The 24982-nt window shown below is 53.1% G+C and carries 20 protein-coding genes; all 20 read right to left on the minus strand.

The features are described 5' to 3' along the window. Window positions 1–22: 22 nt before the first annotated feature. Complete coding sequence (gene ftsZ / locus IV433_RS07915) at window positions 23–1177, minus strand: cell division protein FtsZ (protein WP_013577005.1); 1155 nt, start codon at window positions 1175–1177, stop codon at window positions 23–25. Window positions 1178–1248: 71 nt separating this feature from the next. Continuing rightward, window positions 1249–2505, minus strand: a complete 1257-nt coding sequence (gene ftsA / locus IV433_RS07920) for a cell division protein FtsA (protein WP_009634688.1) — start codon at window positions 2503–2505, stop codon at window positions 1249–1251. Further along, window positions 2502–3341 carry a cell division protein FtsQ gene (gene ftsQ, locus IV433_RS07925; protein ID WP_152325126.1) on the minus strand — a complete coding sequence of 280 codons (840 nt, stop codon included), beginning with the start codon at window positions 3339–3341 and terminating at the stop codon, window positions 2502–2504. Before ftsQ ends, ftsA begins: the two co-directional genes overlap by 4 nt. Window position 3342: 1 nt before the next feature. Beyond that, a complete protein-coding gene (locus IV433_RS07930) occupies window positions 3343–4263 on the minus strand; it encodes a D-alanine--D-alanine ligase (protein WP_195813725.1) in 921 nt (306 codons plus the stop codon). Beyond that, on the minus strand, window positions 4256–5731 hold the full coding sequence (murC, locus tag IV433_RS07935) for a UDP-N-acetylmuramate--L-alanine ligase (protein WP_152325128.1): 1476 nt from the start codon (window positions 5729–5731) through the stop codon (window positions 4256–4258). Before murC ends, IV433_RS07930 begins: the two co-directional genes overlap by 8 nt. Window positions 5732–5809: 78 nt before the next feature. Continuing rightward, a complete protein-coding gene (gene murG, locus IV433_RS07940) occupies window positions 5810–6877 on the minus strand; it encodes an undecaprenyldiphospho-muramoylpentapeptide beta-N-acetylglucosaminyltransferase (protein WP_195813724.1) in 1068 nt (355 codons plus the stop codon). Continuing rightward, window positions 6874–8076, minus strand: a complete 1203-nt coding sequence (ftsW, locus tag IV433_RS07945) for a cell division protein FtsW (RefSeq protein ID WP_370530255.1) — start codon at window positions 8074–8076, stop codon at window positions 6874–6876. Before ftsW ends, murG begins: the two co-directional genes overlap by 4 nt. Window positions 8077–8081: 5 nt before the next feature. Then, the gene (gene murD, locus IV433_RS07950) at window positions 8082–9398 is read right to left on the minus strand and encodes a UDP-N-acetylmuramoyl-L-alanine--D-glutamate ligase (RefSeq protein ID WP_195813723.1); all 1317 of its coding nucleotides are present in this window, start codon (window positions 9396–9398) and stop codon (window positions 8082–8084) included. Between the two features lie 2 nt (window positions 9399–9400). Next, window positions 9401–10483: a phospho-N-acetylmuramoyl-pentapeptide-transferase gene (gene mraY, locus IV433_RS07955; protein ID WP_101075164.1), complete on the minus strand. Its 1083-nt coding sequence runs from the start codon at window positions 10481–10483 to the stop codon at window positions 9401–9403. Beyond that, window positions 10477–11838: a UDP-N-acetylmuramoyl-tripeptide--D-alanyl-D-alanine ligase gene (murF, locus tag IV433_RS07960; RefSeq protein WP_195813722.1), complete on the minus strand. Its 1362-nt coding sequence runs from the start codon at window positions 11836–11838 to the stop codon at window positions 10477–10479. Before murF ends, mraY begins: the two co-directional genes overlap by 7 nt. Beyond that, complete coding sequence (gene murE / locus IV433_RS07965; protein WP_195813721.1) at window positions 11835–13322, minus strand: UDP-N-acetylmuramoyl-L-alanyl-D-glutamate--2,6-diaminopimelate ligase; 1488 nt, start codon at window positions 13320–13322, stop codon at window positions 11835–11837. The genes murF and murE overlap by 4 nt, the downstream gene beginning before the upstream one ends. Beyond that, window positions 13309–15072 carry a peptidoglycan glycosyltransferase FtsI gene (locus tag IV433_RS07970; protein WP_152325135.1) on the minus strand — a complete coding sequence of 588 codons (1764 nt, stop codon included), beginning with the start codon at window positions 15070–15072 and terminating at the stop codon, window positions 13309–13311. The genes murE and IV433_RS07970 overlap by 14 nt, the downstream gene beginning before the upstream one ends. Before the next feature lie 27 nt (window positions 15073–15099). Further along, on the minus strand, window positions 15100–15420 hold the full coding sequence (gene ftsL, locus IV433_RS07975) for a cell division protein FtsL (RefSeq protein WP_152325136.1): 321 nt from the start codon (window positions 15418–15420) through the stop codon (window positions 15100–15102). Beyond that, on the minus strand, window positions 15417–16358 hold the full coding sequence (gene rsmH / locus IV433_RS07980; RefSeq protein WP_195813720.1) for a 16S rRNA (cytosine(1402)-N(4))-methyltransferase RsmH: 942 nt from the start codon (window positions 16356–16358) through the stop codon (window positions 15417–15419). The genes ftsL and rsmH overlap by 4 nt, the downstream gene beginning before the upstream one ends. 2 nt (window positions 16359–16360) lie before the next feature. Beyond that, the gene (gene mraZ, locus IV433_RS07985) at window positions 16361–16819 is read right to left on the minus strand and encodes a division/cell wall cluster transcriptional repressor MraZ (protein WP_104923345.1); all 459 of its coding nucleotides are present in this window, start codon (window positions 16817–16819) and stop codon (window positions 16361–16363) included. Window positions 16820–17527: 708 nt separating this feature from the next. Further along, window positions 17528–18532, minus strand: coding sequence for a catabolite repressor/activator (gene cra, locus IV433_RS07990; RefSeq protein ID WP_195813719.1), 1005 nt, complete (start codon window positions 18530–18532; stop codon window positions 17528–17530). A gap of 167 nt (window positions 18533–18699) precedes the next feature. Further along, a complete protein-coding gene (ilvN, locus tag IV433_RS07995; RefSeq protein ID WP_192938010.1) occupies window positions 18700–19191 on the minus strand; it encodes an acetolactate synthase small subunit in 492 nt (163 codons plus the stop codon). A gap of 2 nt (window positions 19192–19193) precedes the next feature. Continuing rightward, window positions 19194–20912, minus strand: coding sequence for an acetolactate synthase 3 large subunit (ilvI, locus tag IV433_RS08000; RefSeq protein ID WP_195813718.1), 1719 nt, complete (start codon window positions 20910–20912; stop codon window positions 19194–19196). 419 nt (window positions 20913–21331) lie between these two features. Beyond that, window positions 21332–23128, minus strand: a complete 1797-nt coding sequence (locus tag IV433_RS08005) for an AMP-dependent synthetase/ligase (protein WP_195813717.1) — start codon at window positions 23126–23128, stop codon at window positions 21332–21334. Between the two features lie 291 nt (window positions 23129–23419). Continuing rightward, window positions 23420–24367: a transcriptional regulator LeuO gene (gene leuO / locus IV433_RS08010; protein ID WP_195813716.1), complete on the minus strand. Its 948-nt coding sequence runs from the start codon at window positions 24365–24367 to the stop codon at window positions 23420–23422. Window positions 24368–24982 lie beyond the last annotated feature (615 nt).

Below are 24982 nucleotides of genomic sequence, written 5' to 3' on the forward strand. Positions count from 1 at the left end.
AGCGGAGATCCTACAATTCGGACTAGTCTGCCTGCTTACGCAGGAAGGCCGGGATGTCCAAATAGTCGGGCTCTTTATTAGATTGCGCGCTTTGATCATTCACCACTTTAGCCGCTGGCTTGGTTTCCTGCGGCAACGGAGACATCCCGTGCTGCTGGTAACGGTGATCCATCACTGGCTGACTGGCTGGCTTGTTGGTCACCAAAGTGATCTCAGGACGTTTGTCCATGCCGATGCCGGTCGCAACCACGGTAACACGCAGTTCGTCATTCATTTCCGGGTCAAGGGAAGTACCGATAACCACGGTCGCGTTGTCAGAAGCGAAAGCACGGATAGTGTTACCCACGGTTTCGAATTCATCCAGACGCAGGTCGAAGCCCGCTGTAATGTTGACCAGAACGCCGCGCGCACCGGACAAGTCGATATCTTCCAGCAACGGGCTGGAGATCGCCATTTCAGCCGCTTCTTCAGCACGGTCTTCACCACATGCCACGCCGGAACCCATCATGGCATAACCCATTTCGGACATTACGGTGCGCACGTCTGCAAAGTCGACGTTCATCAGACCCGGACGGGTGATCAGCTCTGCGATACCCTGCACCGCACCTTTCAGCACGTCGTTGGCCGCACCGAAGGCGTCCAGCAGAGAGATTCCGCGACCCAGAACTTTCAACAGCTTGTCGTTCGGGATAGTGATCAGGGAGTCCACATGTTTGGACAGTTCAGCGATACCCTGCTCCGCGAATGCCATACGCTTCTTGCCTTCAAAGTTGAAAGGCTTAGTCACGACAGCAACGGTCAGAATACCCAAATCTTTTGCAACTTCAGCTACCACTGGCGCAGCACCGGTACCGGTACCGCCGCCCATGCCCGCTGCGATAAAGACCATGTCAGCACCTTCAAGCGCAGCGCGCAGGGCTTCACGGTCTTCTTCTGCAGAATTGCGACCCACTTCAGGGTTCGCGCCAGCACCCAGACCTTTGGTAATACCGCTACCGATCTGAATTGTCTGGCCTACAGCCGTTTTACGCAACGCCTGGGCGTCTGTGTTAACGGCAAAGAATTCAACACCTTCGATGCGCTCACGCACCATGTGTTCGACAGCGTTACCGCCGCCACCGCCGACGCCGATGACTTTAATCACCGCGTCGTTGGTCAGTTCCATAGGTTCAAACATAGTTTCTCTCCGTTTTGTGCCTGTCGCGTCGGGATCAAAAGCCATAACAGCATGATCCCGTTGTTAAAACATTAAAACTCTTTTCTCAGCCAGCTGTTGATTCGTTTGAACCAGTTGCCCACCGAGGCGCGTTTTTCCACTTCGGCCTCACCACTCAGGTGAGACTCTTTTCCATAGTGCAGCAGCCCTACCGCAGTTGAGTAGTAAGGTTCCTGCGCATAATCTGTCAGCCCTGTGATGTTCAGAGGTTGCCCGATACGCACCTGGGTATGGAATACCCGCTGCGCACAAGCTGCCAGACCATCAATTTGTGCTGCGCCGCCTGTCAAAACAATACCTGCGGCCAGATGATGTTTTACGCCTTGCTGACGTAACTGCTCCTGCAATTGCAAAATTTCGTCGTTCACTAGATTCAGCAATTCTGTATAACGAGGCTCGATGACTTCAGCCAGTGTCTGACGTTGCAGACTGCGTGGCGGGCGTCCGCCTACGCTCGGCACTTCGACGTTTTCGTCTTTGCCGACAATCGAACCTAATGCACAACCGTGGCGAACCTTGATGGCCTCGGCATCAGTCGGTGGCGTTCCAAACGCATAAGCGATGTCGCTGGTGACCACGTTCCCTGCATAAGGGATGACCTTAGTATGACGTAGTGCGCCGCCGGTATAAACCGCGATATCCATGGTTCCACCACCAATATCGACGACACAGACCCCTAATTCACGCTCATCTTCGGTCAGAACCGCATAACTGGCCGCCAGACCGGCAAAAATCAGCTGGTCAACTTTCAAGCCACAGCGTTCAACCGCTTTCACAATGTTCTTCGCCATATCGTTATGGCAGGTAATCAGGTGAACTTTTGCCTGCATACGCACGCCGGAAAGTCCGACAGGGTTTTTGATCCCTTCCTGATAATCAATGGCATATTCCTGAGGGATCACATGCAGAACACGATGTTCATCACGTACGCGGACCGACTTCGCGGTATGCACAACGTTCTCTACATCTTCCTGCGTGACTTCCTCTTCTGAAATAGGAACCATCCCTATTTCATTCTGGCAACTGATATGTTTACCGGACAAAGCAAGGTAAACAGAGGAAATCTGGCAATCCGCCATCAGTTCAGCCTGATCGATGGCGCGCTGTACGCACTTCACCACCGATTCCAGATCATTCACGCCACCCTTGTCCATGCCCCGGGACGGGCAACTGCCCACACCGATAATATTGACCATGCCATCGGGCAGAACTTCCCCCACCAATGCGGCGACTTTTGCCGTACCGATTTCCAGCCCAACTACCAGTTTTCTGTCCGTCGACTTGATCATTGTTGTTTAGCCTGTGCCTGATTCTGTTGCTGATTACTGTTTTGCTGGTCAATAAACTCCGGAGCCCAACCTACCGACGCACCGCTGTCATAACGTAAATCGACATACGTAATGCGTTTTTTATCGGCTTCAGCCTGTTGCTGGAATCGCGGGTAAAGCTCGATAAAACGTTGTAAACGCCCCATCCGGTCATCTCTTCCCAATTCCAGCCGGACGTCGCTATCCAGAGTTAACTGCCACGAGTGACGCGCACTCATTGCTACTGCCTTCAGCGTGAATTTCCCGGCGGCCAGCGCCTGGCTCATCGTTTGAAAGCCCTGCAAAACATCCTGTTCGCTGCCTTCCGGACCGTAAAGCAACGGCATTTTCTGTTTGACCACACGTTCAGCGGGTATGCTGAATGATTTGCCATCGGCATCAACCATATGCAGATCATTCCAGTGTGCGACCGGCACATACTCCACCAGGTGTATCTTCAATTCATTCGGCCATTGCTTGCGGACGCTGACCTGTTTTATCCAGGGTAAACGTTCAATCTGCTGCTGAATGACGTTTACATCCTGCGTCATGAACGTTCCTGGTGCCCCTAAGGACAGAATCGCCTGACGAATATCATCGTTGGTCGTGTAATGACGTTCTCCCGTAACCACAAGCTGGGATAACGGCAACCGGTTCGCATCCTGCATCCAGCCAATAACGGCCCACGCACTCCATAAAATAGTTCCTACCACCAACAGCAAGAACACAATCCCTGCCAGCTGGCCACCGTTACTGCGACGGCCGCTGTTGCTCTCGGCCGTCTCACGCTCTCGGGTATTCAGGGCGGCTTGAGACATATCAGTCAGCCAAAGCCAGAATACGGAAAACGAGTTGCGGGAAGCTCAGCCCGGAATGTTTAGCCGCCATCGGCACTAAGCTGTGGCTGGTCATTCCCGGCGAAGTATTCACTTCCAGCAAATTAAAACTGCCGTCACCGTCCTGCATCACGTCAACACGCCCCCAGCCACTGCAATCGAGTGCCTGATAAGCCTGTAAGGCCAGCGCAGATAACTGTTTTTCCTGCTCCTCGCTTAAACCGCTCGGGCAGAAATACTGTGTTTCGTCAGACAGATACTTCGCCTGATAGTCATAAAACGTTCCGGCTGGCTGGATACGGATTGATGGCATAACCTGATCGCCAACGATAGCTACCGTGTATTCCGGGCCACTTAACCATTTTTCAATCAGTACGTTATCGTCATGACGGAAGCCTTCCTGCAGGGCTGGCAACAACTCTTTTTCAGTTGTCACTTTGCTCATGCCAACGCTGGAACCTTCGCGGCTCGGTTTGACGATAACCGGCAGGCCTAACTCGGCGATTTTAGCCGCCAGAGCGCCCTGCCCTGCTTCTTCAATTTGTGAACGATGCAATGCCACGAACGGAGCAACTGGCAAACCCAGCGCCTGCCACACCAGCTTGGTGCGGAATTTATCCATGGTCAGCGCGGAAGCCATCACGCCGCTGCCGGTATACCGCAGGCCGATTTGTTCAAGCAGTCCTTGCAGCGAACCGTCTTCACCGCCGCGGCCATGCAGCGCGATAAAGACTTTGCTGAACCCTTCTTCTTTAAGAAGCGCCACGTTAAATGTTTTGGTGTCGATGCCATGCGCATCCACACCTGATTCGCGTAAACCTGCCAGCACGGCAGCACCGGACTGCAATGAGACATCGCGTTCTGCGGAAGTACCACCCAACAATACCGCTACTTTCTCAGACATGATGTTCTTCACCTTTTTTCACTGGCTGCAACTTTTGATCAGCCAATTTACGGGCCACTTTGCCAACGTTACCGGCACCCTGCACCAGCACTAAATCGTCACCTTCGAGGATCTGCGCCAGACTTTCAGGTACTGCGTCAATATCAGAAACCAGAATAGGATCCAGCTTGCCTCGCGCACGAATGGTGCGGCATAACGAGCGGCTGTCGGCACCCGGAATGGGCGCTTCACCGGCCGGGTAAACGTCAAGCATGATCAGCACATCGACCTGAGACAGCACATTCGCGAAGTCGTCATACAAATCGCGGGTACGCGTGTAACGGTGAGGCTGGAAAATCATCACCAGACGCTTGTTCGCCCAGCCCGCTCGCGCAGCCTTGATTGTCGCATCCACTTCTGTCGGATGGTGACCGTAGTCATCAACCAGCATTGCGCTTCCGGTTTTTCCATTCACATTTTCCAGCGCGTAATCGCCCAGGAAATCAAAACGACGCCCCGTTCCCTGGAAGCCTTCCAGCGCGCGCAAGATTGCGTCATCGCTGATACCTTCATCTGTCGCAACAGCAACGGCCGCAGCGGCATTCAGCGCGTTATGTCGGCCCGGTGCGTTCAAAGTTACGCTGATCAGCGGCAGATCCTGACGACGTATCGTGAAGTGCCCCTGTGCGCCAACCTGACGGTAATTCTCGATAATGACATCCGCGTCTTCGCTGAAACCGTAGGTCGTCATATGGCGGCCTACGCGTGGGATCAGCTCACGGATCACCGGATCATCAATGCACATCACCGCACGTCCGTAGAACGGCAGGTTGTGCAGGAAATTCACAAACGTCTGTTTCAGGTTTTCAAAATCGCCCTGATACGTATCCATATGGTCTGCTTCGATGTTGGTCACAATCGCCACCATCGGTTGCAGATGCAGGAACGACGCATCACTTTCATCCGCTTCTGCAATCAGAAAACGGCTGGAACCCAGACGCGCATGCGTCCCCGCAGCTTTAACCAACCCGCCGTTTACGAAAGTCGGATCCAGCCCGGCTTCTGCGTAAATACTGGTGACCATCGCCGTGGTCGTGGTTTTACCGTGTGTCCCAGCTACGGCAATGCCATGACGAAAACGCATCAGCTCGGCAAGCATTTCCGCACGACGGATAACCGGGATACGCGCTTCACGGGCGGCAACAATTTCCGGGTTATCGGAAGAGATTGCCGTCGAAACCACCACCACGCTGGCATCCAGCACATTCTCCGGGCGGTGATTGAAATAAATTGTCGCACCCAGTGCAGTCAGTTGCTGAGTGACCGCGTTCGGCGCTAAGTCAGAACCGCTAATCTGATAGCCTTCATTGGCCAACACTTCGGCGATACCACCCATGCCGGCACCACCGATGCCAACAAAGTGAATGTGCCGGACACGATGCATCTCAGGCACGAAGGTACGCAGTTTCGCCAATTGTTGTGTATTCACGTTTTTATTCACTATTTCAGGTTACTGATTAATCCGTTTCTTACGGCTGGGACCACGCTGCGCATGGCCCGTTCAATTTCATTTTTTGCTGACGGCGACCACTTCTGCGGCCACGCGCTCTGTCGCATCGGGAATAGCGGCTGCGCGTGCAGCGATAGCCATTTCCATCAGATGGGTTCTGTCCCATCTGGCCATCAGATCAGAGACGGCTGCGGCACTAAAATCTGTCTGCTCGATGATCTTCGCGGCACCGGCTTTTTCCAGCGGCAACGCATTCCAGTACTGCTGACGATCTTTATGCTGGAACGGCACGAAGATCGCCGGTAAACCCGCAGCGGCAATTTCGCTGACGGTCAGCGCACCGGAACGGCAGACCACGACATCTGCCCAGGCATAAGCCTGTGCCATGTCATCAATAAATTCGGTGACCTTATGCTGAGTCTGACCGGCTTTTTCGTAAGCCTGATTCACCGACTCCAGCGCGCCTTTACCGACCTGATGCCACAACGTAATTTTTTCGCCCATCAGCGCTGCCACTTCCGGCATGGTCTGATTCAGCACCCGTGCGCCCTGACTTCCGCCAATGACCAGCACACGGATTGGACCTTCACGCCCGGCCAGACGGGTTTGCGGTAATTCCAGCGCCAGCACATCGTTGCGCACCGGATTCCCCACCACGGCTGCATTCGGGAATGCACCGGGAAACGCCTGTAATACTTTTTTGGCAATGTGCGACAAACCGCGATTGGTCATGCCCGCAATACCATTTTGTTCATGCAGCACCACCGGAATACCCAGCGACCATGCCGCCAGACCGCCGGGGCCGGAAACGTAACCGCCCATACCTAAAACCACATCAGGCTGGAAGCTTTTCATGATAGCTTTCGCCTGGCGCCACGCATGATATATGCGAACAGGGGCAGTGAGTTGCGCTTTCAGACCTTTCCCACGTAATCCTGAGATTTTAATGAAATCAATCTCGATGCCATTTTTCGGCACCAAATCCGCTTCCATTCGATCTGCCGTGCCCAGCCAGCGAACTTCCCAGCCTTGCGCCATCAGATGATGTGCAACGGCCAGACCGGGGAAAACGTGCCCGCCGGTACCGCCCGCCATCACCATTAAACGCCGGGTATTGCCACTCATCGGGCGCTCCTTACAAACGCCTGGGCTTTTGCCAGACGCGTTTCAAAATCCACTCGCAGCAATAACACGATTGCCGTCGACATAATTAACAGACTCGAACCACCGTAACTGATGAGCGGTAAGGTCAGACCTTTCGTAGGTAACATCCCCGCCGCTGCCCCAACGTTAACCAGCGCCTGGAAGCTGAACCACACGCCAATTGAGCAGGCCAAAAAGCCGGAGAAACGCTGGTCAATCTCCAGGGCGCGACGCCCGATGGACATGGCGCGAAAAGCGACGAAGAATACCATCAACAAAGCCAAAACCACACCGAAATACCCTAACTCTTCACCCAAAATGGAGAAGATAAAGTCGGTATGCGCTTCCGGTAAATACTCCAGTTTTTGCACCGAATTCCCGAGCCCCTGGCCCCAGAATTCACCCCGACCAAATGCCATCAGTGACTGGGTTAACTGGTAGCCACTGCCAAACGGATCGGCCCATGGATTCCAGAAGGACGTTACGCGGCGCATACGGTAGGGTTCAGCAAGAACCAGCAGCACAACGGCGAAAGCACCGGACCCGATGATGGCCAGGAACTGCCACATCTTTGCCCCCGCCAGGAACAACATCGCCAGCGTGGTAATAAACAGTACAACTACGGTACCGAGGTCAGGCTGAGCCAGCAGGAGAACCGCCAGAACCACCATTACGCCCATCGGTTTACAAAAACCCCAGAAGTTACTCCGGACTTCATCGACCTTTCGCACCAGATAGCTGGCGAGATAACAAAACAGTGACAGCTTGGAAAACTCTGCGGGCTGAATACGCAATGGCCCCAGTGAAATCCAGCGCGATGCCCCGTTAACCGAACTCCCCACCACCAGCACAACCAGCAACATCACCACGGAAAGCAGCAGCAGAACGTTACTGTATTTCTGCCAGATCGCCATTGGTACACGCAGCGTGACCAGCGAAAGTCCGAAGGCCAGGGCAAGGTAAATCGCATCACGTTTGGCAAACAAAAACGGGTCATCAGCCAGACGCTGGCCGATCGGCATCGAAGCCGATGTCACCATCACGAAGCCGATAATCGCCAGACCAAAGGTCAGCCACAGCAGCGTCCGGTCATACAGCACCAGCGTCAGCGAGTCGTTTTCTTTCGACCCCATCACCCAGTCGTTAAATTTTCCGACGAGGCTCAGCCCCGGGATACGGATCCGCATCAACCCAGCTCCTTCGCCAGCGCAGTGAAAACATCACCGCGTTGTTCAAAACTGCGGAACTGATCAAGACTCGCGCAGGCCGGAGACAGTAAAACCATGTCGCCTGACACCACACGCGTGCTGATATCACGCATCGCCTGTTCCATCGTTTCAAACAGAGAAGAAACTTCAGGACGTAAATCCGCCAGCTCCGCGCCGTCACGGCCAAAGCAGTAGATGCGCAGATTATCGCCCTGCAAATATTTCGTCAGCGGCGAGAAATCCGCAGATTTTCCGTCACCACCCAGCAGAAGATGCAATGTGCCTTCAACGTGCAGGCCGTTGAGGGCCGCTTCGGTGCTGCCCACGTTGGTCGCTTTGGAATCGTTGATCCAACGGACGCCATTGTGTTGCCACGCCACCTGAAAACGGTGTGCCAGACCGGTAAAGGTCGTCAGGGCTTTCAGGCCTGATGCATGAGGAATCCCCACGGCATCTGCGAGCGCCAGGGCAGCCAGCGCATTGGTATAATTGTGGCGACCCGTCAGCGGCATTTCTTTGGTATTCAGAACTTTCTCGCCACGCACGCGCAGCCAGATATCGTCCTGCTGGCGTGTCAGGTGGTAATCACCGACATCCACACCAAAACTCACACAACGCTTATCAGCGCCACGCACCGGCATTGTCAGCGCATCATCAGCGTTAACAACGCACAGCGCGGCATTCTCATAAACTTTCAGTTTTGCCGCGCGGTACTGCTGCAAACCAAACGGATAGCGATCCATATGATCTTCGGTCACGTTGAGGATCGTCGCGGCCGCTGCGTGCAGGCTGTGCGTGGTTTCAAGCTGGAAGCTGGACAGTTCGAGCACAAACAAATCGTATTCATGATCAAGCATGGTCAGGACTGGCAGACCAATGTTACCGCCCACACCGACGCGCCATCCGGCAGCTTTCGCCATTTCGCCGACCAGCGTTGTGACAGTGCTTTTACCGTTAGAACCGGTGATCGCCACAATCGGCGTTTGCGTTTCGCGGCAGAACAGTTCGATATCACCGATTATTTCCACACCCGCATCGGCGGCAGCGCTCAGTGCAGGGGTGGCCAGCGCCATACCGGGGCTGGAGATAATCAGATCCGCATCGAGCAACCAGTCTTCATTGAGCGAACCAAGATGACGCTCAATGTTATCCGCGAGTTTATCCAGTCCGGGCGGGCTGACGCGGGTATCAATAACACGCGGCGTCACGCCCCGTGCCATAAAGAAATCAACACAGGACAGGCCGGTCAGACCCAGCCCGATGATGACCACTTTTTTACCCTGATAGTCAGCCATAATTACCGCACCTTCAGCGTCGCCAGGCCAATCAGGACCAGCATCAGCGAAATGATCCAGAAGCGCACAATAACGCGCGGTTCCGGCCAGCCTTTAAGTTCGTAATGGTGATGGATCGGCGCCATACGGAAAATGCGCTGACCGCGTAACTTAAAGGACCCGACTTGCAAGATGACCGACAGCGTTTCAACCACAAACACACCGCCCATAATCACTAGTAAGAATTCCTGACGCAGCAACACGGCGATAGTCCCCAGCGCACCGCCCAGAGCCAGTGAACCGACATCGCCCATGAAGACCTGGGCCGGATAGGTATTGAACCACAGGAAGCCAAGACCGGCGCCGACAATGGCGGTACACACGATCACCAGTTCACCGGCGTGGCGAAGGTAAGGAATGTGCAGGTAGCTGGCAAAATTCATGTTACCGGTCGCCCAAGCCACCAGCGCAAAACCGGCAGCGACGAACACGGTTGGCATAATCGCCAGACCATCCAGACCATCCGTCAGGTTGACTGCGTTACTGGTTCCGACAATCACGAAGTAGCTCAGCAGGATATACAGCAGGCCAAGCTGCGGCATGATGTCTTTGAAGAACGGAACAACCAGCTCGGTGGCTGGCGTGTCTTTCCCGATGGCATACATCGTGAAGGCGGCGGCAAGTGCGATAACTGACTGCCAGAAGTATTTCCAGCGGGCGATCAGACCCTTGGTATCTTTACGGACGACTTTGCGGTAGTCATCGATAAAACCGACAACACCGTAACCCAGCAGAACAAACAGCACGCACCAGACATACGGGTTAGACGGGTAAGCCCACATCAGGACGGAAATCGTGATGGAAGCCAGGATCATCAGGCCGCCCATCGTTGGCGTCCCGCGTTTACTGAAATGCGATTCAGGGCCGTCGTTACGGACAACCTGACCAAAAGACATTTTTTGCAGACGGGCAATCATCCGTGGTCCGATCCACAAAGACAGGAACAAAGCAGTCAGCAGGCTGACAATGGCGCGAAACGTCAGGTAGGAAAAGACGTTGAAGCCGGAATAATATTTGACCAAGTGTTCGGCCAGCCAAACTAGCATGTTGCATTCTCCTGTAACGCGCGTACTACCTGCTCCATTGCGGCACTACGTGAACCTTTAATCAAAACGGTAATTACCGCATGTTCAGACAGTAAGCTCGTTAAACGGGCCGTCAGGGCTGCCTTATCCTCTAAATGCTCACCACATCCGCTGGCATCGCTGATGATGCGGCTGTCGTGGCCAATACTGAATACTTTATCGATACCTGCTGCACGTATCGCTTCACCGACCTGACGGTGACAGCTTTCGCTTTCAGCGCCCAGTTCAGCCATATCGCCTACGGCCATCACGCGGTAGCCCGGCATTTCTGACAGCACTTGTGCCGCTGCCGTCATTGAACCAACGTTCGCGTTATAGCTGTCATCGAGCAGGGTTTTACCTTCGCTAAGGGCAATCGGGAACAGACGCCCTTTGACGGATTGCAGGGTATTCAGGCCAGCACGCACGTTTTCAAGCGAAGCGCCGACAGACAGCGCCAGCGCAGCCGCAGCCAAAGCGTTGGCAATGTTGTGGCGTCCCGGCACCGGCAACGAAACATCAATGCTGCCTTTTGGTGAATGAAGAGTGAAAGCGGTGTTCAGCGGGCTGAGTCTGACGTCGGTCGCGTTGAAATCGATGCCTTCATTTTGTGCAGAAGAGAACTGCCAGACGGTTTTTCCGGTCAGTTTGTGCTGCCAGTTTGGCCAGTCATTACTCTCAGCGTTGATCACGGCAATACCGTTTTCAGGCAATCCTTCAAAAATTTCGCCTTTTGCGCGGGCAACGCCAGCCAGAGAACCAAAACCTTCCAGATGGGCCGCAGAGAGGTTGTTGATCAGCGCCGTCTCAGGACGTGCCAGCGCGGTGGTATAGCCGATTTCGCCCGGATGGTTTGCGCCCATCTCAATGACGGCAAAATCATGCTCTGCGGTAAGGCGCAGTAACGTCAGCGGTACGCCGATGTCGTTATTGAAATTGCCTGCGGTATACAGCACATTGCCGCACTCACGCAAAATTGCTGCGGTCATTTCTTTCACAGAGGTTTTGCCGGAAGAGCCGGTCAGGCCGACCACGCGGGCAGGAACCTGCTGGCGAACCCAGCCGCCGAGTTGGCCCAGCGCAATGCGGGTGTCAGCGACCACTAACTGAGGGACCTCCACCGGTAAGCGCTTACTCACCAGCAATGCTCCGGCACCCGCTTTAACGGCGTCTGCCGCAAAATCGTGTGCATCGAATTTTTCGCCTTTCAGCGCCACAAACAGACAGCCGGAGGTGATCTGACGGGTATCCGTCGTCACGCTGTCAATTTGTGTATCCGCGCCGACAAGTTCGGCGTTGAGCGCGTCAGCCAGAGTTTGCAGAGAAACGCGGATCATGCGATCACCCCCAGCAAACGTGCGACAGTCACGCGATCGGAGTAATCAAGACGCTGATTTCCCACCAGCTGATAATCTTCATGGCCTTTACCGGCAATCAGTACGACGTCATCTTCCTTCGCCTGCATGATGGCGCTGGTCACCGCTTCCGCACGACCGTGGATTTCCTGCACACGGCCTGCATCAAGCAATCCGGCAAGAATATCCGCCACGATGGCGCGAGGTTCTTCGCTGCGCGGGTTGTCATCGGTCACGATAACGCGATCGGCGAACTGTTCGGCGATCCCGCCCATCAGAGGACGTTTACCTTTATCGCGATCGCCACCGCAACCGAACACGCACCACAGTTGACCTTTGCAGTGCAAACGGGCAGCCGCCAGCGCTTTTTCCAGCGCATCCGGCGTATGTGCGTAATCGACAACGGCGGTCGGTTTACCCGGCGCGTTGAAGACTTCCATACGCCCGCAAACCGGTTGTAACTGGGACCCCGTCGCCAGCAATTGTGCCAGCGGATAATCAAGGGAAAGCAGAGTCGCCAGTGCAACCAGCAGATTGCTGACATTGAACGCGCCCATCAGGCGGCTCTCCAGCTTGCCTTCGCCCCAGCTTGAATCGATATTCACCGTCGCGCCGTTGTCGTGATAGTTCACGCTACGGGCAACCAGCCAGCGGCCTTTCCAGCCCGCCGGGATTTTGTCTTCCATGCTGACCGCAACGGAATCCGGGGTTTTCGCCAGCCAGCGCGCCCCGACTTCATCGTCAGCATTGATAATTTTCTGACCGACCGGATGCGAGGAGAAGAGCAGCCATTTGGCATCTTCGTAGCTCTGCATGTCACCGTGGTAATCCAGATGATCGCGGCTCAGGTTGGTAAACGCAGCGGCAGCAAACGGCAGCGCGGCGACACGATGCTGCACCAGCCCGTGGGAAGAGACTTCCATCGCGGCGAAGGTGGCACCCTGTTTTACTAAATCAGCCAGAATATGCTGGACCTGAACGGCAGAACCGGTGGTGTTTTCCGCCGGAACCACATTATCGAGCAGGCCATTCCCCACGGTCCCCATCACCGCGCTGGTTTCGCCCAGCAACTGGCTCCACTGCGCCAGCAGTTGTGTGGTGGTGGTTTTACCGTTGGTGCCGGTCACGCCAACCAGACGCAATGATTTGCCTGGCTGCTGATAAAAACGTCCTGCCAGTTCGGAAAGCAAGACGTTGAGATCCTCAAGATAAATCACCGGTACACCATGCATCTGGCAGACCGTTCCGTGCTCTTGTTCACCTTTTGCTTCGGCCACGACGGCAGCGACGCCCTGAGCAATTGCCTGGGGAATAAAACGACGCCCATCACTGGTATGGCCTGAGACCGCGACAAACAGATCACCGGCAGCCGCAATGCGGCTGTCTAAGATCATGTCTTTTAGCGCTACTGCTGGGGCTTCACTCACCCAGGGCGCTAAGATGTCGCGCAAATTACGATCTGCCACCTGTTGCCTCTTTTTGATTATTTACTATGTCTGCATTTTCATCGGCAGTCAGCGCGTCAGGTTCAACGTTCATGGTGCGCAATACTCCGCCCATGATGGCGCCAAACACCGGTGCGGAAACGGCCCCACCGTAATACTTCCCTGCCTGCGGATCGTTAATGACGACCACCAGAGCAAATTTTGGATTGCTGGCCGGCGCAACGCCTGCGGTGTAGGCAATGTATTTATTGACGTATTTGCCATCCGGACCGACTTTCTTCGCAGTACCGGTTTTAATCGCAATACGGTAACCCTTGATCGCGGCTTTCACGCCGCCGCCGCCCGGCAACGCAACGCTTTCCATCATATGAACGACGGTGCGCACCAGAGGTTCAGGGAACACGCGCTCGCCGGAAACCGGCGGATCAACACGTGTGATCGACAACGGACGATAAATGCCCATACTGCCGATCGTGGCATAGACTCGCGCTAGCTGGAGAGGTGTCACCATTAGCCCGTAGCCGAAAGAGAAGGTGGCCCTCTCTATGTCAGACCACCGTTGTTTTTTAGGGTATAAGCCACTGCTTTCTCCAACCAGCCCCAAATTGGTTGGTTTTCCCAATCCGAATCGCGAGTAAGTGTCTACCAGCTCTGCGGATGGCATCGATAACGCCAGTCGTGAAACACCGACGTTACTCGACTTCTGCAAGATACCCGTCACGGAAAGCTCCGCGTAACGGGCCACATCTTTAATCTCATGGCCGTTGATCCGGTACGGCAGCGTATTGAGCACGCTGTTCTCACGAACCACGCCATTTTTCAACGCGGTCATGACGACCATCGGTTTAACGGTAGAACCCGGTTCGAAAATGTCAGTAATCGCGCGGTTACGCATCACGTCTTTCGGCGTATCCGGCATGTTGTTCGGGTTGTAAGACGGACTGTTAGCCATCGCCAGCACTTCACCCGTTTGCACATCGACCAATACCGCAGTGCCGGACTCCGCTTTGTTGAAAGCCACGGCGTTATTCAGCTCGCGATACACCAGCGCTTGCAGACGTTCATCAATGCTCAGCGCCAGATTGTGTGCAGCCTGGCTGTCGACGGTGGAGATGTCTTCAATAACGCGGCCAAAACGGTCTTTACGGATGGTACGTTCACCCGGTTTACCGGTCAGCCAGCGGTCGAAGCTCTTCTCAACGCCTTCGATGCCTTCGCCGTCAATGTTGGTGACGCCAATGACGTGCGACGTAACCTGCCCGGCCGGATAATAACGGCGGGATTCCTGACGCAGGGAAATGCCCGGCAGCTTGAGTTTATGGACATATTCGCCAACGGCCGGATTCACCTGACGCGCCAGATACACAAAGCGGCCTTTCGGATTCGCATTGATTCGGGCTGAAAGCTGATCCAGCGGCATGTTCAGCGCGTCGGCCAGTGCTTTCCATTTCGTATCAACCGTGATGCCACCGCGATCGTTAATTTCTTTCGGGTCGGCCCAGATCGCATTGACCGGAACGCTCACCGCCAGAGGACGGCCTGAACGGTCGGTGATCATGCCGCGAGATGTTGGAATGGTCTGGACGCGCAGGGAACGTAAATCCCCTTCTTTGACCAGTCTGTCTGGGTTAATAACTTGCAGATAAGCCACACGCAACATCAGGCCAACCAAAGCCAGAAGGATACAGGCGCACAACAACGCAAAACGCCAGCTGATAAAGCTGGCTTGATCTTCGGGACGCTTTAACTTCGCGGTGCGTGTTGCTTTCATTAGCTGCCTGTATTCTCCGTGCGCATTTTAAGGCTGAACCACAATAATTTCTTGAGATGGATCAACGTGCTGCATCTGCAATTTCTCCGTTGCGATGCGTTCTACCCGGCTGTGATCGCCGAGAGCGTTCTCTTCGAGGATCAGGTTGCGCCATTCAATGTCCAGCGCGTCCCTTTCCAGTACCAGTTGTTCACGCTGCGCCGTCAGTAAACGCGTGCGGTGCGCCGTGGTCACAACGAATATTGCGCTGACCAGAACGGCGATCAGCAGAATCATTGGGATCTTGCCGTTGCGAAGAATATCGCTGGCAATGACCCCCACCAGTCCGTGGCGTTCGTTGCCAATCACGCGCTCGTTCTCTCAGCAAAACGCAGAACAGAGCTGCGTGCCCGCGGGTTCTCCGAAACTTCCGCTTCGGACGGCATCATTTTTCCAACAGATTTCAGCGAACGTCCGCCGAGTTCAGCGATCTGCGCTTCGGTCATCGGGATACCCGCCGGAACCTGAGCGCCACGACTGTGCTGGCGGATAAAGCGCTTCACGATACGGTCTTCCAGCGAGTGGAAGCTGATCACGGACAAACGCCCTTTTGGTGCCAGAATTTCCAGCGCGCCGTCCAGCGCACGTTCAATTTCTTCCAGCTCGCTGTTGATGTAGATGCGGATCGCCTGGAAACTGCGCGTAGCCGGATGCTTATGCTTTTCACGAAACGGTGAGGCATTCGCAATCAAATCCGCCAGTTCTTTAGTACGGGTCATTGGCAATTCACGGTTACGCTCAACAATCGCGCGCGCAATACGCTTCGCGAAGCGCTCTTCGCCAAACGTTTTCAATACCCAGGTGATGTCTTCTTCTTCCGCTTTCATCAGCCATTCTGCGGCTGAATAACCCCGGGTTGGATCCATACGCATATCCAGAGGCCCGTCGCGCATGAAAGAGAAGCCGCGTTCGGCGTCGTCCAGCTGCGGTGAAGAAACACCCAGATCCAGCAGCACGCCATCAATTTTGCCTTCAAGGCCACGATCGCGGACATACTCTGCAAGATCGGAAAACGGCCCGTGAACAATCGAGAACCGTGAGTCGTCAATAGCTTCTGCGGCTTTGATTGCCTGTGGATCGCGGTCAATCGCCAGCAAGCGTCCGTCCGGCCCAAGCTGGGACAGAATCAGACGTGAATGGCCACCACGGCCAAAAGTTCCGTCTATGTAAATGCCGTCCTGTCGAATGTTGAGGCCGTTGACGGCTTCATCCAGCAAAACGGAAGTGTGTTTGTAGTTTTCAACCATGCTTATAATGACAAGTCCTGTAATCTCTCAGAAAGCGGTTCCTGAGACGATTGTTCAGTGTCGATGTCTTCCTTAACTTGTTGATACCAGGTCTGTTCATCCCACAGTTCAAACTTGTTGAACTGTCCAACCAGCATCACTTCTTTTGCGAGCCCGGCGTGCTGACGCAGTGTGGTTGCAATCAGTAAACGTCCGGCATTATCCATCTGACATTCACTGGCATGCCCGAGTAAAAGGCGCTGAATGCGGCGCTCGACGGGATTCATGCTCGACAGACGGGACAATTTTTGTTCGATAACTTCCCATTCAGGGAGGGTGTAAAGGAGAAGACATGGGTGATGGAGGTCTATGGTGCACACCATTTGACCTTGCGATTCTTCGCTCAGCAAATCCCGATAACGGGTGGGTACGGCAAGTCGCCCTTTGCTGTCGAGGTTAACCATCGTCGCGCCACGAAACATGACCGATCTACCCCTCTATGACCCTTTTCACCACTTTCCCCCACAAATTCCCACAGAAAAGAGTTTACGGATGGTTTTAAAACCTTGTCAAGCCAGAGCAGAGGCGGTTTGGCAATATTTACGCAGGTAAACGAAAGCACTGCGCATTGTAGTGAGGTGTTTTAGAGGAGGGATAGAAAATAACGTCATGATTAGTTGAAGAAATTTCGCAGGGTTAATAATTTCGTTTAAAAAAAAACCAAACTGAACATTATTTAACTATTTATATTCTTCTGCTATCTAACTCTCATTTCTTGACCGGTTTGCCATAAAAAAAATCATTCTCAATTTTTTTCTGGCTATCACTGCTAAATCATCATCATTTTGTATGCCAGCCCGCATGGCATAAGCCTTTGAGGCGTTTTAAAAACCATCAGCGTTCTTCAAAACGCATGCTGAGGGAAATTAAGCGGGGAATTCTACAGCACTTTTGCAGGCAGCATTAACGTATTTTAGAAATTGATTGGGAGGTTTATATCGGCAACGGAAGCGCGAAAACATTTCTTAATAATTCAGTTGTCTGGGAATGCTCCTAAATTACCCATTCATCTCCTATGGGAATTTTCATAATTGTATTATCCGCAAAAATAAGTCGAATAAGCTGGAACACAGATTGGGACGTGCGGGGAGGAAAGTGGCGGGCACTCAGGAAGAATGCCCGTTGGGGTTTTACTTGCGGCTCAGACGGCCACGGCGGAACAGATTACGGCGGATCCGCGTCAGTCCGGCTTTCGGTTTCTTCGGCTCATCAAGGCAAGCCAGCACCAGTTCAAGCACGCGTTCAGCCACGTCACGATGACGCTGAGCGACCGCCAGAACAGGACATTCAAGGAAATCGAGCAGCTCGTTATCGCCGAAAGTCGCAATCGCCAGATCCACCGGCAGACGCCCTTCGGTTTTCAGCGTCACGTCCATCACGCCCTGCAACAGCTGGAACGACGTGGTGAACAACGCCTGCGGCATCGGGTTGGTTTTCAGCCACTCGGCGAAAACAACCGCCGCTGATTCGCGATCGTACGCGTTGGCGTACAGGTATTTTGGCTGACGTGAATCTTCGGCCCACGCCTGGCGGAAGCCCTGCTCACGCAGGAAACTCACGGAAAGCTCAGGCAGCGCCCCCAGATACAACACCGATTCAGCCGGGAATGTGCGCAGTTCCTGTGCCAGCATCAGGGCGTCGTCTTGATCAGCGCCCACGACGCTGATGAAATGCTCAGGATCCAGTGCGCGGTCGAGTGCAATGATCGGGAAATCATCGTTGGCCCAGCGCTGATAGAAAGGATGTTCCGGCGGTAAAGATGTGGAGATAATTATCGCATCGACCTGTCGCTGAAGCAGATGTTCGATGCAGCGCATCTCGTTATCCGGCTGATCTTCAGAACAGGCGATCAGCAGCTGATACCCACGCTGTCTGGCCTGACGCTCAAGGAAATTTGCGATTTTGGTGTAGCTGGTGTTTTCCAGATCGGGGATCACCAGACCAATAGAACGTGTACGGCCGGCACGCAAACCTGCTGCCACCGCATTCGGGTGATAGTTATGTTCCTTCACGACAGCCATGACTTTTTCGACTGTCTTATCGCTGACACGATACTGTTTCGCCTTGCCGTTAATGACATAACTGGCCGTCGTACGCGAAACGCCCGCTAACCTCGCGATCTCATCCAGCTTCACTGAGAAAACCCCTTAATAAAGATAATGCTTTATCTAACCCCAGAAGCCATTGCCGGGCAAGGTGTTTTACCGAATCGCTTCACCTGAGGCGCAAAAAAGAAAGCCCAACGAAAAAGTTGGGCTTTTATGAAGCAGATAAATTTTACATCCTGCTGATTATTTACTCTTTAGCGCATGATTTTCTCACCGCGGGAAACGCCGACAACGCCGGAACGGGCAACTTCCACAATTTCAGCCACATCACGAATGCTGGCTAAGAATGCGTCAAGTTTATCGCTGGTTCCCGCCAGCTGAACGGTGTAAAGCGTTGCAGTAACATCCACGATTTGCCCGCGGAAAATCTCTGTCGAACGCTTCACTTCTTCACGGCCATAACCCGAAGCCTGCACCTTCACCAGCATGATTTCACGCTCAACGTGCGCGCCCTGGATCAGTTCGGTTACACGCAGTACGTCAACCAGCTTATGCAGCTGCTTTTCGATTTGCTCCAGCACTTTGGCGTCACCCACGGTCTGAATCGTCATGCGGGACAACGTCGGATCATCGGTCGGGGCCACGGTCAGGCTTTCAATGTTATAGCCACGCTGAGAGAACAGGCCGACTACGCGGGACAACGCGCCCGATTCGTTTTCCAGTAATACTGATAAAATCCGGCGCATGATCAGGTCCTCTCCGTTTTGCTTAACCACATTTCGTCCATCGCACCGCCACGGATGTGCATCGGGTAAACGTGTTCTGTTTCATCAATGCTGATATCAACAAATACCAGACGATTTTTCTGTTCCAGCGCCAGCGCCAGTTTACTTTCCAGCTCTTCAGGCTTACGGATAGCAATACCCACATGACCGTAAGCTTCCGCCAGTTTGACGAAATCAGGCAGGGACTGCATGTAAGACTGGGAATGGCGGCCGGAATAAATCATGTCCTGCCACTGTTTCACCATGCCGAGATAACCGTTGTTCAGGTTGACGACAATCACCGGCAAATCGTATTGCAGTGCGGTAGAAAGCTCCTGAATATTCATCTGGATACTGCCGTCGCCGGTCACACAAATCACCGTTTCGTCTGGCAGGCCCAGTTTCACGCCCAGCGCGGCCGGTAAGCCGAAGCCCATGGTGCCCAGACCGCCGGAGTTGATCCAGTGGCGCGGTTTGTCGAATTTGTAGTACAGCGCAGCAAACATCTGGTGCTGGCCGACGTCAGACGTCACATACGCTTCGCCTTTGGTCAGACGATGCAGCGTTTCGATAACCGCCTGCGGTTTGATGGTGCCGGTATTTTTGTCGTAGCTCAGGCACTCGCGTCCGCGCCAGTTCTCAATATTCTGCCACCAGTCGCGCAGCGCATCGAACTCCTGCTTCTCATCGCTTTGCGCCAGCAGTTCCAGCATCTGAACCAGTGTCTGCTTCGCATCGCCGACAATCGGGATGTCCGCATTGACTGTTTTGGAGATAGAAGTCGGGTCGATATCAATGTGCATGACCGTCGCATTCGGGCAGTACTTCGCCAGATTGTTGGTGGTCCGGTCATCGAAACGCACGCCCACACCGAAGATCAGATCCGCATTGTGCATCGCCATATTGGCTTCGTACGTACCGTGCATGCCAAGCATGCCGAGGCTCTGGCGGTGCGTGCCCGGGAACGCGCCCAGTCCCATCAGGGAACTGGTCACCGGCAGATTCAGTTTCTCGGCCAGTTGCAGTAACTCAGCATCACATTCAGAGTTGATCGCGCCGCCGCCGACATACAGCACCGGCTTTTTCGCACCCAGCAGAGTCTGAACCGCACGTTTGATTTGCCCGCGATGGCCCTGCACGGTCGGGTTATACGAACGCATCGTAACCTGCTCGGGATAGGCGTACGGCAGCTTGATTTGCGGGTTCACCACGTCTTTAGGTAAATCGACCACCACCGGACCAGGTCGGCCGGTTGATGCCAGATAAAACGCCTTTTTCAATACAGTCGGAATATCTTCCGCGCGTTTTACCAGAAAACTGTGTTTCACCACCGGGCGGGAAATCCCTACCATGTCGCATTCCTGAAACGCGTCATACCCAATGAGTGAACTGTGTACCTGGCCGGATAGCACCACAAGTGGAATGGAATCCATATAAGCCGTGGCAATACCGGTGATAGCATTGGTTGCGCCGGGACCGGAAGTCACCAGCACCACGCCCACATCGCCTGTGGCGCGCGCATAACCGTCAGCCATATGAACAGCACCCTGTTCATGTCTCACCAGCACATGATCAATCCCACCGACCGTATGCAGGGCATCATAGATATCCAACACCGCTCCGCCGGGATAACCGAATACGTGCTTAACGCCCTGGTCGATTAACGACCGGACGACCATCTCGGCTCCTGACAACATCTCCATGGTTTTGCCTCCAGGCTTTTTGCTTCTTTTATAGGATGACTTTTCTTTCAGCTAGCTGTTCTATCAGGCAACGATTTAATGATAAATCGCTGAATTTTAGGACTTTCTGTCGGGCTTAAAAAACCCTGCTGTTCTTATTGGCGTTCACGAATCTAACTCAGTACCTTAGCGTCAGAATCTGAGTCAGGCAAACGCCAAAAATTGTCCGGAACTGTTGTTTTTTTGCCTCACGCTGCCTTCATTCACCCGTTCGGGACAAAACACTGCCTGCGTGCGGGAACCAGTCAGAAATATCAGGAAGGTCGGAAAAATTACAGTATTAAATTATGTCCGGGGCTGACATAAAAATCAGGAAGAAACCGGCAAACGGGCGTCGGCCGGTATTTCTAGAAGAAAAGCAGCAAACGGCAGGTTCGCCGTTACTCGCGATAAAGCTGATCGATTTCCTGCTGATAGCGGCTGAAAATGATCTTCCGTCGCAGTTTGAGCGTTGGTGTCAGTTCACCGGCTTCCATCGTGAACGGTTTGGTCAGCAGCACGAACTTTTTCACCTGCTCAAAACCAGCCAGATCGTGCTGGATCTCGCGCAACTGATGCGCAAAGAGCGACAGGATCTGTTCGTTTTTCACCAGCCCGGCGCGGTTGAAATAATCAATGTGATGCGCCTGTGCATACATGTTCAGCACATCAAAATCCGGCACGATCAGCGCGGAAACAAAATGCCGCTCATCGGCAATTACCGCCGCCTGTTCAATGTAACGATCCTGCACCAGCGTGCCTTCGATCCGTTGCGGCGCGATGTATTTCCCGCCCGACGTTTTCATCAGATCTTTGAGGCGTTCAGTGATGAATACGTTGCCCTGCTCGTCCATTTTCCCGGCATCGCCGGTTTTGAACCAGCCATCAGCGGTAAAACTGGCGGCAGTTTCTTCCGGCTTATTAAAGTAACCGCGCAGCAACGTCGGGCCGCGCACCTGGATTTCATTTTCATCCCCGATGCGCACTTCTATCTCCGGTAACGCCGTTCCTACTGAGCCAAATCGAAAATCTTTTTCTTCCCAGCAGGTCACCGTGGCGCAGGTTTCCGTCAGGCCATAACCGTATTTAATGTGCAGCCCGAGAGATTCGAAAAACAGAATGACATTGTCATCCAGGCTCGCACCAGCCGCAGGCAGAAAACGCAGATTACCGCCGAGCAGGCCACGCAGTTTTTTCAGCACCAGTTTGTCCGCCAGAAAATGAGCCGGAGAAAGCCAGAACGAATAACGTTCGCCGCGACGTTCCGTCAGATACTTTTCTTTGCCCTGCGCCACCGCCCAGTGGAAAAGCCGTTTTTTCAGCGAGCCAGAACGCGCAACTTTATCGTGGATCGCACTGAAGACTTTTTCATAGAAGCGCGGAACGGCGCACATGACCGTTGGTTTAACTGCCTGCAACGCATCGCGAACCAGATCGGTTTCGCGCAGGAAAACATTCTGCGCGCCGGAGTGGAGCACAAAAAAACTCCAGGCCCGTTCAAAAACGTGCGCCAGCGGCAGAAAACACAGTGAAACATCGCTGTCCGAAATGCTCAGGCGTTCTTCATGTTGCCGGAGTTGCGTCGCCATGCTGGTGTAATCGAGCATGACGCCTTTCGCCTCGCCGGTGGTGCCGGAGGTGTAAATCAGCGTGAACAAATCATCCAGATCGCCGGCGTTCACGCGGGCTTCACGTTCGGCTGCCAGCAGCCGGTCCTGCGGAACGAATTGGGAAACGTGCCGCGCCATCGCGATACCGCGCAGGTCAACGCTGCTGTCCAGCACCAGGATATGTTTCAGCTGTGGACACAAATCGCGTAGGGCAACTGCCGCGTCATACTGTTTCTGGCCCACAACAAACAGAATGCGGATATCGGCATCATTGAGCACATACGCCGACTGGGAAGGCGTATTCGTGGCATAAATGGGCACGGTCACGGCACGTAACTGGAGGATCGCCAGATCGGCGATGGCCCACGCCATGGAGTTATTTCCGCAAATCGCGATGCGTTCCTGAACACTCACCTGTTCCTGCAATAACACGTCGGACAGGGCATCCACTTTTTCGCCAAGCTCGCGCCAGGTCAGGGAGGTTTCTGCCGCAGGGGACCATTCACGGAAAGCAACTTGCTCAGCACGGGCACTGACTTGCTGGCGAAAACGGGTAATCAGATGATAGTTTTTTAAGGTTGGATTCATTGAGTGTTTGTACCGGCATCCAGCGTAATCAGGAAAGGAGGAGGATCTGACTGCATAGCGTCATTACAAAAATTTAACGCAGTCTACCGGCAAACCGTGCACGGTGAAATTAAATTGTGGGTGCGCAACGCGCTTTTGGAAAGGGGGACGGACGTTTTTTATTGCAAAAAAAAACCTGCCAGCTTTTAACGAGGTGAAAAAAACAGGCAGGATAAAAAACTCCAAAGAACTTCATAACCAGCCACTTTTACTTCAGCCTGAGCCTCAGTAAAAGTGTGATTCGTTGGCTTACTACAAGGACAGAACGCATTGGCTTAATAAAGATTTCATCCACATATTACCTTTATCTTTGCTGGAAGATTCATGCCAGGAAAGGTAGCAGGTCAGATGATTTTTCATCCACGGCAAAGGGATCACGGATAAATTGAGCATTCCGGCATTGGATTGTGCCAGCCAGCGCGGAACCAGAGCGACCATATCGGTCTTCGACACAATTTCCATTACGCTGAAAAGATCGGTTCCCTGATAAGCAATCAGAGATTGCAACTCAGGATCGTCGTAATAAGCCGAACTGAATGAATAGAAACGATCCAGAACCATCACGGCGTGTTTTTCTTTCAGATATTTTTCATCTGACATATGCGGGCTAATACGCGGATGATTTTTCGCGGCGACCAGAACGAGTTCGTCATTAAATAATGCCTGATTACAAAAATCAGCACGTTCAAATTTACGATAGCTGATCATAAATTCAATATTCTGATAACGCAGCTGGTGCTCGATATTATCATTGACGATGGTCTGCAATTTAATGCTGACACCGGTTGATAATGTATCAATGGCATTTAAAACCTGAGACGTCAGGCGTTTATCCAGCGGGCTGCAAATTGCCACATTAAACTGGCGCATGCTGATATTGGGATCAAAACCTGCACCCGGCAACTCATTCATGACCAGCTGCAAAGCCTGACGGACAGGTCCGAAGAGCTGACGGGCGCGCATGGTGGGCTGAATACCGCGGCCATAACGCACAAATAAATCATCATTGAACATCACTTTCAGCCGGGCTACGGCATTACTAACTGCGGGCTGGGACATTCCCAGCATATTGGCAGCGCGGGTAATATTCTGTAATTGCATTACAGCATCGAATACCGTCAGTAAATTCAAATCCACATTACGAAGATGTGTTTCGGCTTCCGGCTGCTTAGTTTTAATTTCTGTAGTGATATCTGACATGAAGTTCTCCATCAAAATTACTCCAATAAAAGCAGTAATGACGTTAATAACTTTCTTTATAAAAACAGGACACGGAGGAATATCAGACCTGCAGAAACAATGACCGGTAATTCCGTGGAATTTCATCATGTTAATTAGGAAAGGATATAGAAACGCATTTCCTAATAATCATAAAGGGAAATATGAATCTCACTTCCCCCTTAAAAACTGATGATATAAGACAATAAAATAGTTGGGTAAACAACATGCGAAAAATGAATAATAAGTTAAGCAGAACTACATCATCCCTAATCACCTGTATTAGAAAGGTAATTTAGCACGCTGTTTAAAAATGGTGTCTCTTTTTGACCTTTTTATATACGCAGAGTGAGGGAAAAAACCGCAAAAAGCTTTGCGCCGGACAGACTCCCGCAACCAGTTTTTTATGCTAAATGAGATAAAATATCATTTGCACGGTTTTTAGCGATTTCCACACAGTGAAGGTTGACATACAAAGGACATTCCCGTATCACTTTAGGCACTGTTTGAACGATATCCGTTCTGACCACCCGATTATGAGAAGCTGAAAACATGTTCATGATTACCCGTCTCCTAGGCCTACTACTCAACGCAGAA

Origin of the sequence: Rahnella laticis (assembly GCF_015644585.1) — a bacterium.
Lineage (GTDB): Bacteria > Pseudomonadota > Gammaproteobacteria > Enterobacterales > Enterobacteriaceae > Rahnella > Rahnella laticis.

Excerpts from the sequence above, each read along its gene's own strand:
- ftsZ (WP_013577005.1), bottom strand. The coding sequence starts at position 1,177 with ATGTTTGAACCTATGGAACTGACCAACGACGCGGTGATTAAAGTCATC.
- ftsA (WP_009634688.1), bottom strand. The coding sequence starts at position 2,505 with ATGATCAAGTCGACGGACAGAAAACTGGTAGTTGGGCTGGAAATCGGT.
- ftsQ (WP_152325126.1), bottom strand. The coding sequence starts at position 3,341 with ATGTCTCAAGCCGCCCTGAATACCCGAGAGCGTGAGACGGCCGAGAGC.
- IV433_RS07930 (WP_195813725.1), bottom strand. The coding sequence starts at position 4,263 with ATGTCTGAGAAAGTAGCGGTATTGTTGGGTGGTACTTCCGCAGAACGC.
- murG (WP_195813724.1), bottom strand. The coding sequence starts at position 6,877 with ATGAGTGGCAATACCCGGCGTTTAATGGTGATGGCGGGCGGTACCGGC.
- murD (WP_195813723.1), bottom strand. The coding sequence starts at position 9,398 with ATGGCTGACTATCAGGGTAAAAAAGTGGTCATCATCGGGCTGGGTCTG.
- mraY (WP_101075164.1), bottom strand. The coding sequence starts at position 10,483 with ATGCTAGTTTGGCTGGCCGAACACTTGGTCAAATATTATTCCGGCTTC.
- murF (WP_195813722.1), bottom strand. The coding sequence starts at position 11,838 with ATGATCCGCGTTTCTCTGCAAACTCTGGCTGACGCGCTCAACGCCGAA.
- IV433_RS07970 (WP_152325135.1), bottom strand. The coding sequence starts at position 15,072 with ATGAAAGCAACACGCACCGCGAAGTTAAAGCGTCCCGAAGATCAAGCC.
- rsmH (WP_195813720.1), bottom strand. The coding sequence starts at position 16,358 with ATGGTTGAAAACTACAAACACACTTCCGTTTTGCTGGATGAAGCCGTC.
- mraZ (WP_104923345.1), bottom strand. The coding sequence starts at position 16,819 with ATGTTTCGTGGCGCGACGATGGTTAACCTCGACAGCAAAGGGCGACTT.
- ilvN (WP_192938010.1), bottom strand. The coding sequence starts at position 19,191 with ATGCGCCGGATTTTATCAGTATTACTGGAAAACGAATCGGGCGCGTTG.
- ilvI (WP_195813718.1), bottom strand. The coding sequence starts at position 20,912 with ATGGAGATGTTGTCAGGAGCCGAGATGGTCGTCCGGTCGTTAATCGAC.
- IV433_RS08005 (WP_195813717.1), bottom strand. The coding sequence starts at position 23,128 with ATGAATCCAACCTTAAAAAACTATCATCTGATTACCCGTTTTCGCCAG.
- leuO (WP_195813716.1), bottom strand. The coding sequence starts at position 24,367 with ATGTCAGATATCACTACAGAAATTAAAACTAAGCAGCCGGAAGCCGAA.